Source organism: Pantoea sp. ICBG 985 (assembly GCF_002928365.1).
Taxonomy (GTDB): domain Bacteria; phylum Pseudomonadota; class Gammaproteobacteria; order Enterobacterales; family Enterobacteriaceae; genus Pantoea; species Pantoea dispersa.
The window spans coordinates 391,749-406,990 of record NZ_POWM01000004.1 but is presented as its reverse complement, the minus strand read 5'-3'; the positions used below and the strand labels follow the sequence as shown (position 1 = coordinate 406,990).

General features: G+C 54.3%; 13 protein-coding genes and 1 tRNA gene. 7 read left to right on the top strand and 7 right to left on the bottom strand.

Annotation, left to right across the window (positions count from 1 at the left end; translation table 11 throughout):
• Position 1: 1 nt before the first annotated feature.
• Positions 2–1,681, top strand: coding sequence for a hypothetical protein (locus C1Y42_RS14425; RefSeq protein WP_104093806.1), 1,680 nt, complete (start codon positions 2–4; stop codon positions 1,679–1,681).
• A gap of 924 nt (positions 1,682–2,605) precedes the next feature.
• On the opposite strand, the gene C1Y42_RS14415 is transcribed toward C1Y42_RS14425, so the two are convergent.
• The 3 genes from C1Y42_RS14415 to C1Y42_RS14405 form a co-directional block, all read right to left on the bottom strand.
• Positions 2,606–3,967 (bottom strand): hypothetical protein, encoded by a 1,362-nt coding sequence (locus C1Y42_RS14415; protein WP_104093805.1) that lies wholly within the window; start codon positions 3,965–3,967, stop codon positions 2,606–2,608.
• A gap of 367 nt (positions 3,968–4,334) precedes the next feature.
• Positions 4,335–4,410: transfer RNA gene (locus tag C1Y42_RS14410), tRNA-Ile, on the bottom strand.
• A 199-nt stretch (positions 4,411–4,609) separates the two neighbouring features.
• Entirely contained in the window at positions 4,610–5,392 is a 783-nt protein-coding gene (locus C1Y42_RS14405; protein ID WP_104093804.1) for an SDR family oxidoreductase, read from the bottom strand.
• Positions 5,393–5,528: 136 nt separating this feature from the next.
• Between C1Y42_RS14405 and C1Y42_RS14400 the strand changes: the two genes are divergently transcribed.
• From C1Y42_RS14400 to C1Y42_RS14390, 3 genes are all read left to right on the top strand, one after another.
• Entirely contained in the window at positions 5,529–6,116 is a 588-nt protein-coding gene (locus C1Y42_RS14400; RefSeq protein WP_021509633.1) for a TetR/AcrR family transcriptional regulator, read from the top strand.
• Positions 6,113–6,628: a G/U mismatch-specific DNA glycosylase gene (mug, locus tag C1Y42_RS14395; RefSeq protein ID WP_104093803.1), complete on the top strand. Its 516-nt coding sequence runs from the start codon at positions 6,113–6,115 to the stop codon at positions 6,626–6,628. Before C1Y42_RS14400 ends, mug begins: the two co-directional genes overlap by 4 nt.
• Before the next feature lie 88 nt (positions 6,629–6,716).
• Entirely contained in the window at positions 6,717–7,478 is a 762-nt protein-coding gene (locus C1Y42_RS14390) for a substrate-binding domain-containing protein (RefSeq protein WP_058759768.1), read from the top strand.
• Positions 7,479–7,526: 48 nt separating this feature from the next.
• Here C1Y42_RS14390 and rpoD read toward each other — a convergent pair whose 3' ends face one another.
• The 3 genes from rpoD to rpsU all read right to left on the bottom strand — a co-directional run bounded on the left by rpoD (position 7,527) and on the right by rpsU (position 11,829).
• Positions 7,527–9,371 carry an RNA polymerase sigma factor RpoD gene (gene rpoD, locus C1Y42_RS14385; protein WP_058759769.1) on the bottom strand — a complete coding sequence of 615 codons (1,845 nt, stop codon included), beginning with the start codon at positions 9,369–9,371 and terminating at the stop codon, positions 7,527–7,529.
• Positions 9,372–9,749: 378 nt separating this feature from the next.
• Positions 9,750–11,495, bottom strand: a complete 1,746-nt coding sequence (gene dnaG, locus C1Y42_RS14380) for a DNA primase (RefSeq protein ID WP_021509629.1) — start codon at positions 11,493–11,495, stop codon at positions 9,750–9,752.
• Between the two features lie 118 nt (positions 11,496–11,613).
• On the bottom strand, positions 11,614–11,829 hold the full coding sequence (rpsU, locus tag C1Y42_RS14375) for a 30S ribosomal protein S21 (protein WP_001144069.1): 216 nt from the start codon (positions 11,827–11,829) through the stop codon (positions 11,614–11,616).
• Positions 11,830–12,110: 281 nt separating this feature from the next.
• Here rpsU and tsaD point away from each other — a divergent pair, with 281 nt between their 5' ends.
• Positions 12,111–13,124, top strand: a complete 1,014-nt coding sequence (gene tsaD, locus C1Y42_RS14370) for a tRNA (adenosine(37)-N6)-threonylcarbamoyltransferase complex transferase subunit TsaD (RefSeq protein WP_104093888.1) — start codon at positions 12,111–12,113, stop codon at positions 13,122–13,124.
• A 30-nt stretch (positions 13,125–13,154) separates the two neighbouring features.
• Here the strand turns inward: tsaD and plsY are convergent, their stop codons facing one another.
• Positions 13,155–13,754, bottom strand: a complete 600-nt coding sequence (gene plsY / locus C1Y42_RS14365; RefSeq protein WP_021509626.1) for a glycerol-3-phosphate 1-O-acyltransferase PlsY — start codon at positions 13,752–13,754, stop codon at positions 13,155–13,157.
• A 107-nt stretch (positions 13,755–13,861) separates the two neighbouring features.
• Between plsY and folB the strand changes: the two genes are divergently transcribed.
• Together folB and bacA are read left to right on the top strand one after the other, a co-directional pair.
• Complete coding sequence (folB, locus tag C1Y42_RS14360) at positions 13,862–14,221, top strand: bifunctional dihydroneopterin aldolase/7,8-dihydroneopterin epimerase (RefSeq protein WP_021509625.1); 360 nt, start codon at positions 13,862–13,864, stop codon at positions 14,219–14,221.
• 191 nt (positions 14,222–14,412) lie between these two features.
• A complete protein-coding gene (gene bacA, locus C1Y42_RS14350; protein WP_031280132.1) occupies positions 14,413–15,231 on the top strand; it encodes an undecaprenyl-diphosphate phosphatase in 819 nt (272 codons plus the stop codon).
• The last annotated feature ends 11 nt before the right edge of the window (positions 15,232–15,242 follow it).

The following is a 15,242-nucleotide window of genomic DNA, read 5'->3' as shown; positions in this document are numbered from 1 at the left end:
GATGAAACCTGTAACGCGCCTTTACCTCTCAACCGATGAAATCCACCTGGCTGATGCCAGCCTTGTGCTGGAGCTTAACAGCTGTGGCCGGGGCTTTATCACCGCCCGGACCCAGACCGATTACACCGGCAAAATGGTCCGCATCGATACCGGCTACGCTGACCGCGTGCTGCGCTGGTTTACCGGCTACGTTGAGCGATCGCAGCCCGCTGAAACCGGATATCAGCGACTTTTTGTGCGGGAGCTGTCCGGGGTGTTTGACCGCAGCTGGCCGTGCTCTTTTCAGCATCCGACGCTGCGCCAGATTACCGCCTGGCTGGAAGAAAACAGCGGGCTTACCTTCAGCGTGCCGGCAGCGGATTATAGCGATAAGCCGATCCCGCACTTTACGCACAGCGGCACCGGGTTCCAGCTGTTGGGAAACCTCGGGCGCGCGTTCGGCATCAGTGATTACGTCTGGTATCAGCTGCCTGATGGCGGCATGTATGTCGGCGGGGCTGGAAAGTCGCTGTTTGCGGGCAGGCCGGTTGATATCCCGCCGGAGTTCAGTCTGGGCGCTGCCGGCGGCAACTCAATGACGATCCCGGTGATTCAGTCTATGCGACCGGGCGTCGAGCTGAACGGCCAGCGCGTGACGAAAGTCCAGCTGGCCGGCGACACCATGACAATCACCTGGACGCCGCGAAATCGCACTACCGGCCAGCCATTACAGAAAACATCGCTGCAGCGCCAGATTGAAAGCCAGTATCCGGAAATGGCCAGCGGCCTGCACCTGCCAAAGATGGCGCGGGTGGTGGCATCCAGTGAAGCGGTCAGCAGCGGTAACTTTGCCGACCCGTTCAGGCCGCGTTACGCCGTAGATGTGCAGCTGCTGGACGCGGACGGTAAGCCAGACGGCAGCACGCCGGTTTATCCGGCGGTGCCGCTGCCGGTGCCGATGGCCGGTAACGATTCGGGGATGTTTCAGTTTCCGCCAGAGGGAACGCTGGTTGAAGTCGGTTTTACCGGCGGCCGGCCGGACAAGCCGTTTGTGCGTCAGACCATGCCGGAAGGGACCAGCCTGCCGGACGTGAAGCCCGGCGAGCAGCTGCAACAGCAGCGCGAGGAAGTGTCACAGCGCGTTACGCAGGCCGGCGACTGGGAGCGTAAAACCGATCAGGCTATCCGTGAAACCTCAATGGCGCGCGAGGTCAAAGCCGACAGCGAAACCCGCGAGCTGGTCAGCCGCACAACGACCATCAAAGCGACGGATAAGACGACGGTGCTCGGTACGGCTTCGCTGATGGCCGGTGCCGTTCAGCAGGTCACGACCGGCAGTTACAGCATGGCCGCGCAGGGCGATCAGCTGATTACAGTGGGCGGTAGTGCAGAGACCGATATCACCGGCACCGCGGCGATCACCGTCGGTCAGGCGCTGACAGAAAAGATTGGCCAGTTGCGCCAGAGCATAGCTGGAACGCGTCAGGAGATTATCGCGCCGGTGGTGTGGATTGGGTCGGCACAAATCAACGTAGCCCAGCTGATGCTCGATACCGTGGCGCTTGTTGAGCAGCTTGCTAATCAACTGGCCAGCCATACGCACCCGGACACCGGACAGCCGACAAACAGCGCCGCCATTGCCCAGAGCGGACAGCAGGCCGCCGCGCTTAATACCAAATATTCCCCTGTTATCGGCCAGTAAGCCGCCATCCCGAACCCGCTACCGCAGCGGGTTTTTTATTGCCCTTCACCAGACCGCACAGGGCGCACGCAGCGCCACGCTCAGGCGCATCCATTGCACGACCATACCGCAAAGAGATCGTAAGCACAGCGTGGCGCTGGCTGCGCCACAGCCCCGGCAAAATAAATGCTTCGCAGACAAAATCGGCGCTACACCGCACCCGCCTGCGAGTTTTGCATCAGGAAAATTTTTCAGTTTCAGTTTTCTACAAACCGCCACGCCAGCCCGCGCCGCTGCTGGCTTTCTGCCGGAGTTCGCCAACTGAAAACAGTGAAAAGAATTTCAGTGTTTTTCAGTTTTGGGGATCGATTGAGGATCTAACGAAAATGGCAACCACTTAAAAAATAAAGATATTTTGTGAATTATGTCATGCGGCTGGATCTCGCTTGGATCTCAGTTGGTGAAAACGGGCGGCATGTAAAACCAGTCAGGGCAAGGCTTGCGAGCTAGTCAGGGGGACAAATCGAAACTGAAAAGTATGAAACCCAAAATGCTGTAATTATATACAGTATTAGAATTTGCAGAGGGCTACAAAATGTGAGGTACTCACTTAACAGCGCACTTTTTATCTTCATGGAACGGGGTGAAAAGCTGACCTATGACGCGATCTGGAATGACAGCTGGGGACCACATTACAGATATGTACTGTGGCCACGCGGCGATTACTGGGATGTAAGATTCAAGAGAGTTGAGAGTGGGAAACTTCATTGAGTTCCTATTGCAGATAACACATTTGATAATGGAGGTGGCGCGTGGCAAGTAGCCTACTTACGTTGGGAAGCGAAAGAATTTCGTGAAAATGTATTTAAATTTGAGTTCAATATATTTAAATAATAGCTTTGCCCTTCAAATAAAGGAGTGGTTGAAACCACTCCCTTATCTATTTCAATCCTTTTCCTTCGGCTTTATCTCCTTAATCTTGGATATCAGATCTGATAATGAATCGATAGCACTTTTACCATCTTCGATCTTAATTTTAGACTGATGAATTGGAGATTTATAAATTGATGATACAGAAGCAAGGATAAGAGCATCTTTATTTTCAGAAACCAAAAGTTGGTCTGCATAAGAATTTAGTGTTAAAGCAACGGCAGATTTAAAGGCATACTCCTCCTGGAAGTTTCGCTCTTTGCCATACTGTGCGATTCCAAAAAGCAAAAGGCCAATTGCGGGGAGTGCTTTAAGAGAATTAATAATTAATAATTTATAATCCATTTCCTGGGAAGCACTCCAATGGAATAGAAGAAAAACCCAAACTAAACATAAAGTAGCCAAAGCCGGGACTGCCCACTTCCAAAAAGTTACAGACGGTGATAGCTCAATCTTTCGTTGTTTGAATGTTTCAAAAAGAGATGCGCCTACTTCCCTGCCGATTAAGTCATCTAAATAACTATTTCTTTCATCGAAGTAGGAGTGCTTCTCTTCAACAAAGGTGAGTTTTTCGTCAAAAGATTGCTCTAATTTATTGAATGTATTTTGGTTTTCAAGGATTTCTTCTTTAAATTTTGACAGGTTGACTTTTATTTCTGAAAGTTCTTTCTTAGATTCATCATGCAGAGTATCCAGATCTTTTCTTTTACTTTCGCCTAATGAAAGTTGTGAGTTTATTTTTTCAACTACACTGGAGGCATTAGTAAACATATTATTTATATTGTCATTTTGACTTATAATATTTTGGAGAGATGATTCAAGCATTTTAACTCTTGAACTGCTTTCTTCGAGGAAGTTTGAAACGTTAATTTCAATTTCTGCTACTTTAGCAACAAGTAAATCAAGTTCATCTGCTCTTTTTTCAATTATTAACCTTTTAGCATCGAGCAAATCATTATCTTGGGAAATTCTTCTTTCATTTTTTTTGAACAATCTTCTTGTATTGAACTCCCAGAAACCATTTTGTCTCTGATAATGAGCTAAGCGCATTAAGAATGGCAATGTGCTAGTAAAGTTTTTATTTGAAATATATGATGCTAAATTCGCTAAGTCACTTTGCAAATTACCGTTACCTAATTCCCCCCCATAAGAATAATTAAAGGGAAGAGTAATGTAATTTGAATTCTCCATTTCTTGCTTGAAATGATCATATATTTTTAGAACTAAAGTAATGTAATCATTTAGGGGGATGTCACCTAACGCTATTTCATTTAAATTCCCACTATCCTTATAAAGGTCAGCAACTAATTCTTTAAAGTTAGTTTCATCAAAACTGTCTAGTTGTTGTAGGACCTGATCTCTTTGCTGTCTGTTCATTTTTTATTTCCTTATTTGATTATAATAAAAACTACAACTTACAGTTTTGAAAGCGGAATTATTGTTGTAAATAGAGTTAAACCACTGAGTTTGTCTTGCAAATTCAATACACCAACATCACAGAGTAATGACAATCCACTGTAAATCATCATTATGAAAATGGCATTAAAAAAATACAGGGCGCACTAGTTCGGACTTACGAGTTTAGCTCTAAAGCTATCTGAAAACTTATTGGAGCGAACAAACTCAATTAGACCGGTCGAGCACATGTAAAACCTAGCGCGACACTTTTGCGACACTTGTGGAGATGAAAACAAAAAAGCCACCTCGGAAGGTTGCTTAACTGAATGATTTTTATCACTAAATTTGGTGGCCCCTGCTGGGTTTGAACCAGCGACCAAGCGATTATGAGTCGCCTGCTCTAACCACTGAGCTAAGGGGCCAGCGGAGCGGGGATTATAAAGTATCTCGGTGGGGCGATCCAGCGTTGCTCAATCGGTTGGTGAAAATTCCCGCAATCACTGAGTCCTTGATCTCACAGCAAAAAATCCCCGAACCCTGGCAGAAGCGGGCAATTAGCGCCCACTGCTGTCGCGTTTTTGAGACAAGGCTTGCTGCTGCCTTGTCTCCGGATGCGCAGGTTCAGCGATAGCGAGAGGCAGGCTTATTCAGCGAGATAAACGGCAGGATGGCGCCGCGCGCCTGCTCAAAGCTTTGCCACAGGCCCATATCTTCTACCGAAGGAATGGTGATCGCTTCACCTTCATCCAGACCGCGCAGCGCGGCGGCGACTAAGTCATCGACCTCCATCACCATCTCTGCCGGCAGGTCATCCACCGAGCGCCCGGTGCGCTGAAAGATTTCGGTGCGCGTCAGGCCCGGCAGCAGCGCCTGCACGCGTACGTTATGGCCTGCCAGCTCGCGCTGCATGTTACGCGTCAGCGAGAGCACAAAAGCTTTCGTCGCATTATAGGCCCCGTTTGCCTGTTCGTTGACCAGCGCCAGTACCGACGCCACATTTACGATAGTGCCCGCGTTGCGGCTGCGGAAAACCTGCGCGGCCGTGTGAGAGAGCTGCGTCAGCGCCACCACGTTCAGTGCCAGCATGGTTTGCGTCTGGTCGATGCTGGCATCAATAAACTCGCCTTCCACCGTCATGCCCGCATTGTTGATCAGCGTGGTAATACGCGTATTGTTCCGCAGCTCGCTATCAATACGCGCCAGATCCTCATGGCGCGTCAGATCCGCAGCCAGCACGCTGACTTCCACGCCGTGCGCCTCACGCAGCGATTGCGCCAGTGCGCTCAGACGTGCAGCATCGCGCGCCACCAGAATCAGATCATTGCCGCGTGCAGCCAGCTGTTTAGCGAAAGTTGCGCCGATACCGCTGGAGGCGCCGGTGATTAAAGCCAGTTGGTGTGACATGGAAAAGCCCTCTATATGATGGTCGTCATATTGGTGTGTTGGTAATATGACGACCATCATATCCATGGTCAAGCTGGAATATGACGATCGTAATAATTAAACTGATTGCCATTAACGATGAGCAGGGTAACAACCGATGGAAAAGCTAAGCCATAAGGCGCGTACGCGGCAGCGCATTCTGGAGGAAGCGGCGGTGGTGATGCGCGAATGCGGCACCGAAGGCATTGGCGTGGCAGCGCTGATGAAGCGCGTCGGCCTGACGCACGGCGGGTTTTATGCGCATTTTGCCTCGCGTGAAGCGCTGGTCGAAGCGGTGATTAGCGAGATGTTTGCCGACTCGGCGCAGCGTTTTGCCGCCGTGCTGGCGATAGAGGATCCGGCTGAACGGCTGAACCAGTGGATCGATCGCTATCTGTCGGACCAGCATTGTGGCGCGCCGGGCGAGGGCTGTCCGATACCGGCGCTGGTCAGCGAAGTGGCGCATTTACCGCCGGATGCGCGGGCGCTGTTTTCGGCGAAGCGCGAAGCGGTGCGGCGTCAGCTGGTACAGGCGCTGCAGCAGCTGGGACATGCGCAGGCGGAGAGCATCGCCAGCAGCATGCAGGCCGAAATGGTCGGTGCGCTGGCGCTGGCGCGCGCCTGCACCGATGAAGCGGAAGCGCGCCAGATGCTGGAGGTGACGCGTCAGGCAGTCAAACTGCGCGCCGGGCTGGTGACAGCATGAGCGATCACGACATCCGCGACATCATCGCACCCGATTTGCAGGTGCTGTTTTGCGGCATCAATCCGGGCAAATCCTCGGCGCATACCGGCTTTCACTTTGCGCATCCCGGCAACCGCTTCTGGAAGGTGATTCATCAGGCCGGATTTACCCGCGAACAGCTGCTGCCGGAGCAGGAACAGCGGCTGCTGGAGACCGGCTGCGGCATCACCATGCTGGTAGAGCGCCCCACCATTCTGGCCAGCGAGCTGGCGGGCGCGGAGCTGCGCGACGGCGGTGCGCGTCTGCAGGAAAAGGTGCTGCGCTTTCAGCCGCGCACGCTGGCCGTGCTGGGTAAGGATGCGTTTCAGAAGGCGTTTCGTCAGCGCAACGTGGCATGGGGCGAGCAGCCGCAGCTGCTGGGCGAAACCCGTTTATGGGTACTGCCCAATCCCAGCGGATTAAACCGCGCTTCGCTGGAGGAGATGGTCGCCGCTTATCGCCAGCTTCATGATTGGTTACAGAATAAGGCGTGAGCTGGCTCTGTTTCATCAGGTAATAACGTTGTTCATCGTTTTGTTTCTGGCTAAACCGGATGCTCCACGCAAAAAAAGGAGCAGGGAGATGAAGCAACGCACCATGGTTCTGGCGGCACTGCTGCTGGCGGCGCAACCGGGCGTCCAGGCCGCAACGCTGAAGGTATTCAGTTCCGGTGGTATGTACCCGGTAATTGAAAGCCTGAAGCAGGATTATCAGCAGCAGAGCGGTGACAGCATTGAGCTGGAAGCGGCGCCGTCGATGGGTGACACGCCGCAGGCGATTCCGAATCGCCTCAAACGCCATGAAAGCGCCGACGTGCTGGTGATGGTGGATTACGCCATCAAGCCGCTGGAGCAGGCCAAATGGGTGGATAGCGCCAGCCATCAGGTGCTGGCGCACTCGTACATTGCCATGGCGGTGAAGCAGGGCACCACGCCGCCGGATATCAGTACCGTCGCGAAGTTCAAACAGGTGCTGACCTCCGCCTCAAGTATCGCCGTGTCTGACAGCGCCAGCGGCAAATATATTCAGAGCAAGATGCTGGATAAGCTGCAGCTGGGCCCGAAAACGGCGGCGAAGATTACTGTGATTCCGGCCACGCCGGTGGGTGAGGCGGTCGCGCAGGGCAAAGCCGAGCTGGGCTTCCAGCAGAACAGCGAGCTGAAGGCGGTGAAAGGCATTACTATCGTGGGACTGATTCCGCCGGCGGCACAGCAGGATACGCTGTACGGTGCGGTCATCACGCGCAGCAGCCAGCAGCAGCAGGCCGCGGCGAAGTTCGTGAAATACCTGCAGAGCGACAAGGCGCGCAGCGTGATGCAGGAGAAAGGGCTGACGCCATACTGAAGACAATAAAAAACCCCGGCTAGCCGGGGTTTTTACTGACCAGGACGATTAATCGTCGAGGAAGCTACGCAGCACTTCCGAGCGGCTCGGGTGGCGCAGTTTACGCAGCGCTTTGGCTTCAATCTGACGGATACGCTCACGCGTTACGTCAAACTGTTTGCCCACCTCTTCCAGCGTGTGGTCGGTATTCATATCGATACCGAAACGCATACGCAGGACTTTGGCTTCACGCGCGGTCAGGCCAGCCAGCACGTCGTGGGTGGCAGAACGCAGGCTTTCCGAGGTCGCGGAATCCAGCGGCAGCTCCAGCGTGGTGTCTTCGATAAAGTCGCCCAGATGCGAATCTTCATCATCACCAATCGGCGTCTCCATGGAGATCGGCTCTTTAGCGATTTTCAGCACCTTACGGATTTTATCTTCCGGCATCAGCATGCGCTCAGCCAGCTCTTCCGGCGTTGGCTCGCGGCCCATCTCCTGCAGCATCTGGCGCGAAATACGGTTGAGTTTGTTAATGGTCTCAATCATATGCACCGGAATACGGATGGTACGCGCCTGGTCGGCGATGGAACGGGTGATAGCCTGACGGATCCACCAGGTGGCGTAAGTTGAGAACTTATAGCCACGGCGATATTCAAACTTATCCACCGCTTTCATCAGACCGATGTTGCCTTCCTGAATCAGATCGAGGAACTGCAGGCCACGGTTGGTGTACTTCTTGGCGATGGAGATCACCAGACGCAGGTTAGCCTCAACCATCTCTTTCTTCGCACGACGCGCTTTGGCTTCGCCGATCGACATACGACGGTTGATGTCTTTCACCTGCTCAATGGTCAGGCCGGTCTCTTCTTCAATCTGCAGCAGTTTCTGCAGCGAACGCATGACATCTTCTTCCACTTCCTGCAGTTTTTCTGACCACGGTTTGTTCATGGCCAGTGCCGCTTTGAACCAGCTCTCACTGGTTTCATTACCGGTAAACAGGGTGATGAAGTTTTTCTTCGGCATTTTGCACAGTTCAACACACAGCTTCATGATCAGGCGCTCTTGCGTACGCACGCGCTCCATCATTTCACGCATGTTGTTCACCAGGTAATCGAACTGCTTCGGTACCAGACGGAACTGTTTGAACACTTCAGAGAGATTATTAATCTCGGCCACGGCGTCCGCATGGCTGCGGCCTTTGGCTTTGATCACGTTGCGCGTGGTTTCGTACTGCGTACGCAGGTCGTTAAACTTCTCGCGCGCCAGTTCCGGATCGATAGAGTTATCGTCGTCGGAGCTGTCGTCGTCGCTCTCTTCGTCTTCCTCTTCGTCGTCGTCGCGGTCTTCTTCTGACAGCTCAGAACCAACGTGGGTCGCGGTTGGCGCCAGATCTTCCTCGGCGTTCGGATCGACGAAACCGGTGATCAGGTCAGACAGGCGTGACTCGCCCGCTTCAACGCGATCGTACTGATCGAGCAGGTAGGTGATTGCTTCCGGGTATTCGGCGACAGAGCATTGCACCTGGTTGATACCGTCTTCGATACGCTTGGCGATGTCGATTTCGCCTTCGCGCGTCAGCAGTTCAACGGTACCCATTTCACGCATGTACATGCGTACCGGGTCGGTGGTACGGCCAATTTCAGATTCAACGCTGGATAATACCTGAGCGGCAGCTTCCGCGGCATCTTCGTCAGTATCGGTGCTGTTTTCATTCAGCATCAGATCATCGGCATCCGGGGCTTCTTCCACCACCTGAATACCCATATCGTTGATCATTTGGATGATGTCTTCGATCTGATCGGAGTCGACGATATCTTCCGGCAGATGGTCATTGACCTCAGCATAGGTCAGATAGCCCTGCTCCTTACCACGGGTGACAAGCAGCTTAAGCTGTGACTGCGGGTTTTGCTCCATAAGACGGTATCCACACTTCTGTTAATTAGATTGGTGTCGGTCGGCAGCGAGCCAACTATAACAGTGAAGGCGTTGTATTTTTGCCGCTGCCTTCAACGCGGCCAGGGCTTTGGCCCATCGTAAATCGGCACTTAAGCCGCTTAATATTCTGTCCGGCGCTAACTCACTTGCCATTTTCAATGCTGGCAGTGCCTGCAATCCTTACGTACGCCAGTACGCTCCGGTTGCTGCGCGCTGGCAGCCTTGAAACTGACAGCGACGTTAACGCCTCTGGTACGTATGCATTGCTTCCGGTTTCGCTTACAGCGTCCATAAACCAGAAACATCAGGCAAGAACGGTGGCGTTATCAGCCTTCATCATTCTGACCCGGTAAAATCTTATTTTTTGGCTAATGCCTGGCTTAATGCCCAGAATTCACGGCGTTCGGCGGCACTCAGGCCTTCAGTCCGGTCGCGCGCAATCAGTGCTTCGAGGCGCTGCTCCAGCGCAGCATCATAGATGCTTGCCAGCGAGTCCTGGAACACTTCTTCCGCTTCGTCATCTACGATCATGTGGTTCCAGGTGGCCAGTGTTTCAAGGGGCTGGCTAAATTCTGTCCCGCGATATAACTCTAGTAGCTGTCCGGTGGTCAGGCCAGGATTCTCAGTACAACGGCGGACTAACTCCACAAACAGTGGCAATCCCGCTAATTTAGACTGCTCCAGCCCGTCCAGGGCAGGCACGATGGCGGCAAATTGCGGATTCTGCACCAGCAACGCAATCAGCACGCGCATGGTGGTGCGTTTCATCGGCGGCGCCACCGGCGCGGTACCGCTTTCCGCCTGCTTCGGCATCAGCTTGTCTAACTGGTTATCGTCCAGAATGCCGAGTTTATTACCCAGCGTCTGACGCATATAAATCCGCAGCGTTTCACCCGGAATCTGGCTAATCAGCGGCAGCGCCAGCGTCGCCAACTTGGTACGGCCGTCGCGCGTACTCAGATCCACCTGCGGCATCAGGCTGTCGAACAGAAACGTGGAGAGCGGCATGGCCTGCTCCATCCGCGCTTCGAACGCTGCTTTGCCCTCTTTACGCACCAGGGTATCCGGGTCTTCACCGTCGGGCAAAAACATAAAGCGTAGCTGACGACCGTCATTCATGTAAGGCAATGCGGTTTCCAGCGCACGCCATGCAGCTTCACGACCGGCGCGGTCGCCGTCGTAGCAGCAGATCACGTTATCGGTCGAGCGGAACAAAAGCTGGATATGTTCCGCTGTGGTCGAGGTGCCCAGCGAGGCGACAGCATAATCAATGCCGAACTGCGCCAGCGCAACCACGTCCATATAGCCTTCCACCACCAGCAGACGCGCCGGTTGCGGATGATTTTTTTGCGCTTCATACAGGCCGTACAGCTGGCGGCCTTTATGGAAAATCGGTGTTTCCGGTGAGTTCAGGTACTTGGGCGTATCGTTGCCCAGCACGCGGCCCCCAAAACCAATCACGCGTCCACGCTTGTCGCGAATCGGAAACATCACGCGATCGCGGAAACGATCGTAGGTGCGGCCGCTGTCATTGCTGACCAGCATGCCCGCTTCCATCAGCGATTCACGATCTTCTTTCTGCTGACCGAAACGCTTCAGCACGTTGTCCCAGCCGGCTGGCGCATAGCCAATGGCAAAGTGATCGATCACCTGCTGGCTCAGACCGCGTGTAGCGAGATACTGTTGTGCTGATTTCGCCTGCGGATTGCGCAGGCTCTGCTGATAAAAGCTGTCTAAACCTTCCAGCAGCTGATACAGGCTCTGGCGCTGATGGCGCTCCATCGGGCTCGGACCATTGCCCGCTTCGTACGGCACTTCTAAGCCGTGCTGCGTGGCAAGCTCCTCTACGCTTTCGACGAAATCCAGACGATCGTGATTCATCAGGAAGTCGATGGCGTTGCCTTTGGCACCACAACCAAAGCAGTAGTAGAACTGCTTTTCGCCGCTTACGGTGAAAGAGGGGGTTTTTTCGTTATGGAAAGGACAGCACGCGTGATAGTTCTTACCCTGCTTTTTCAGCTTAACGCGGGCATCGATAAGATCCACGATGTCCGTGCGGGCAAGTAAATCATTGATAAATACGCGTGGAATTCGTCCAGCCATAAGCCCCGGTTTTTCAGCTCATAAACGGCAACAAGCCGCGCTTCCTTTCGGAAAGCACGGCCTCTTACTTGACTCTGTCTGCGTTTAACACGCGGCGGAAGCGAACTTCCGAAAGAAATTAGTACAGACGAGTGCGGCGTGCGTTTTCGCGAGCCAGTTTCTTGGCGTGACGCTTAACAGCAGACGCTTTAGCGCGCTTACGTTCAGTCGTTGGTTTTTCATAGAACTCACGACGACGAACTTCAGCCAGAACGCCTGCTTTCTCGCAGGAACGCTTGAAGCGACGCAGTGCTACGTCGAATGGCTCGTTTTCACGTACTTTAATTACCGGCATGTAACTCTCACCTCGATAAAATTCGGTTTTTGCTGCTGACTGCGGCGCCAGCACTTTTCAAAATGGTGCAGCATTTTACTCCAGGCGCGGCTGGCTTGTAAAGCACCATGGACAATTTAGAACCAACAGGAGCGTTTGCCTGTGCGGCTGCCGGTTTTTTCAGGCCGTGGAGTATAGCGCACTCTTTGCGCGACAGAAAAACACTTTTTCGCGTGCGGAAGGGGGCAGGCGTCAGCCGGCCTGTGCTACACTGCGCGCCGCAAGAAGAGGGTGATAAAGCTATGCGAGTTCTGGGTATTGAAACGTCCTGCGATGAAACCGGCATCGCGATTTATGACGATGCGTCCGGTCTGCTGGCGAATCAATTATATAGCCAGGTAAAATTACATGCCGATTACGGCGGCGTGGTGCCGGAACTGGCCTCGCGCGATCACGTGCGGAAAACCGTGCCGCTGATCCAGGCCGCGCTGAAACAGGCGGGCTTACAGGCCAGAGAGATTGACGCCGTGGCGTACACCGCCGGTCCCGGCCTGGTCGGTGCACTGCTGGTTGGCGCCACCATTGGCCGTGCGCTGGCGTTCGCCTGGAACGTGCCGGCGGTGCCGGTGCATCACATGGAAGGCCATCTGCTGGCGCCGATGCTGGAAGACAACCCACCGGCATTCCCGTTCGTGGCACTGCTGGTCTCCGGCGGCCACACGCAGCTGATCAGCGTCACCGGCATTGGTGAATATACGCTGCTGGGTGAATCGATTGACGATGCCGCCGGGGAAGCGTTCGATAAAACCGCCAAGCTGCTGGGGCTGGATTATCCGGGCGGCCCGATGCTGTCGCGCATGGCACAGCAGGGCACGCCGGATCGCTTTAAGTTCCCGCGTCCGATGACCGATCGTCCGGGGCTGGACTTCAGCTTCTCCGGCCTGAAAACCTTCGCGGCGAATACCATTCGCGAACATGACGGTGACGAACAGGCGCGCGCCGATATCGCCCGCGCCTTTGAAGATGCGGTAGTAGACACGCTGATGATCAAATGCAAGCGTGCGCTGGAGCAGACCGGCTTCAAACGCCTGGTGATTGCCGGCGGCGTGAGCGCCAACCGCACGCTGCGTGAACGCATGGCAACCATGATGAGCGCGCGCGGCGGCGAGGTGTTTTATGCCCGTCCGGAGTTCTGCACCGACAACGGCGCGATGATTGCCTATGCCGGCATGGTGCGGCTGAAAGGCGGCACGCGCGGTGAGCTGGGCGTCAGCGTGCGGCCACGCTGGCCGCTGGCGGAATTACCGGCCATCTGATGATAAAAAACCGGCTGCGCGCCGGTTTTTTTATTTCTTCTTTTTACGCTTCCACACGCGGTTTTCCTGACCGCGCCACAGGCGCTGAATATTGTCGTGATGGCGCAGCAAAATCAGGCATGACAGCATCGACACCGGAAAGGTGAACTGCGGCTTAAACCACCAGACATAAAACGGGGCAATTAACGCGCTGACGATCGCGCCCAGCGATGAGTAACCGCTGAGCAGCACCGTCAGTAGCCAGGTGCCGGTCATCAGGCCGGTCAGGTCCCAGCCAATCGGCGCGATGGCCCCAAACGCGGTGGCCACACCTTTGCCGCCGCGAAAGCGGAAAAACACCGGATAGATGTGGCCGAGGCAGGCGGCGATGGCCGTGAGGCCAAGATACATCGGCGTGACGTGCAGCCACCAGGCGATCCACACCGGCACCATTCCCTTTGCCACGTCGAAAATCAGTACCGCGGCAGCGGCGGCTTTACCGCCAATACGTAACACGTTGGTGGCGCCTGGATTGCCAGAGCCTGCGCTGCGGGGATCGGGTAAACCAGCGAGTTTACAAACCAGGATCGCACTGGAAATCGAGCCGCAAAGATACGCGAAAATAATCATACCAAGCGCGATAGCACTCATAGCTTCGTACCGTTCCTTTTGGGTCGTTTTGTTCTCGATAAGCGTGGATAATACGCATAATCCGCCGGAAGTGGTATCCGGCTAAGCCAAAAACAGAGAGTGACATCATGGATATCGTATTTATAGAACAACTCACCGTGTTCACCACTATTGGCGTTTACGACTGGGAACAGGGCATGCAGCAGAAGCTGGTGCTCGATGTCGAAATGGCGTGGGACAACCGTCAGGCGGCGGTGAGCGACGATGTGAACCACTGTCTGAGCTACGCCGATGTCACCGAAGCGATCCTCAGTCATCTGCAGGGGCAGCGTTTTGCGCTGGTCGAACGGGTGGCAGAAGAAATCGCCGATCTGTTGATGAATCGTTTCAAAACGCCCGGTGTGCGCGTGAAGGTAGGTAAACCGGGGGCTGTCGCCCAGGCGGCGAGCGTGGGCGTGAGAATTGAGCGCGGGACTATTCCTAAATAAATCCTGCGTGATTGCCATCACAATGAAACCAAACCAAATTATGGTGTGTCTCAGTGGAGGCCGCTGCGCTGATGAAGGGGAAGTGACCGAAATCCTTAAGGTTTCCTTCAGCAAGGTGCAGGCATAATTTCAGGCGGTAGCGGTGCGCGACCGCCTTTTTACTGTTTAAAACGGATAGAGGGTAAAATTTGATGGCAGACATTCATCAGCTATGGGTAGCTGCAATCCTGGGGGTTGTGGAAGGCCTTACGGAGTTCCTGCCGGTCTCATCCACAGGCCACATGATTATTGTTGGCCATTTGCTGGGGTTCGAGGGTGAGAAGGCGGAAACCTTTGAAGTAGTGATCCAGCTGGGCTCCATCCTCGCCGTAGTCGTGATGTTCTGGCGCCGGCTGTTTGGCCTGATCGGCATTCACTTCGGCCAGGAGCGCCACGAAGGCGTCGGCAGCGGAAAACTGACGCTGATTCACATTCTGCTGGGTATGGTGCCGGCGGTGGTGATTGGCCTGGTGCTGCATGACCAGATTAAAACCCTGTTTAACCCGATCAACGTGATGTACGCGCTGGTGGTGGGCGGCGTGCTGCTGCTGGCAGCGGAATATCTTAAGCCAAAGCAGCCGAAAGCGGTGGGCATTGATGACATCACCTATCGCCAGGCGTTTATGATTGGCTGCTTCCAGTGTCTGGCGCTGTGGCCGGGCTTCTCGCGTTCCGGCGCCACCATCTCCGGCGGTATGCTGATGGGCGTCAGCCGCTATGCGGCGTCCGAGTTTTCCTTCATCCTCGCGGTACCGATGATGATCGGTGCTACCGGACTCGATCTCTACAAGAGCATGGGCTTCCTGACGATGCAGGATTTCCCGATGTTTGCCGTGGGCTTCGTGACCGCCTTTATTGTCGCGCTGCTGGCGATCAAAGTGTTCCTTGAGCTGATCAAACGTATCTCGTTTGTGTCGTTTGCCATCTACCGCTTTATCGTCGCGGCAGCGGTTTACGCCATCTTTATGTAATGCGCGAGGCG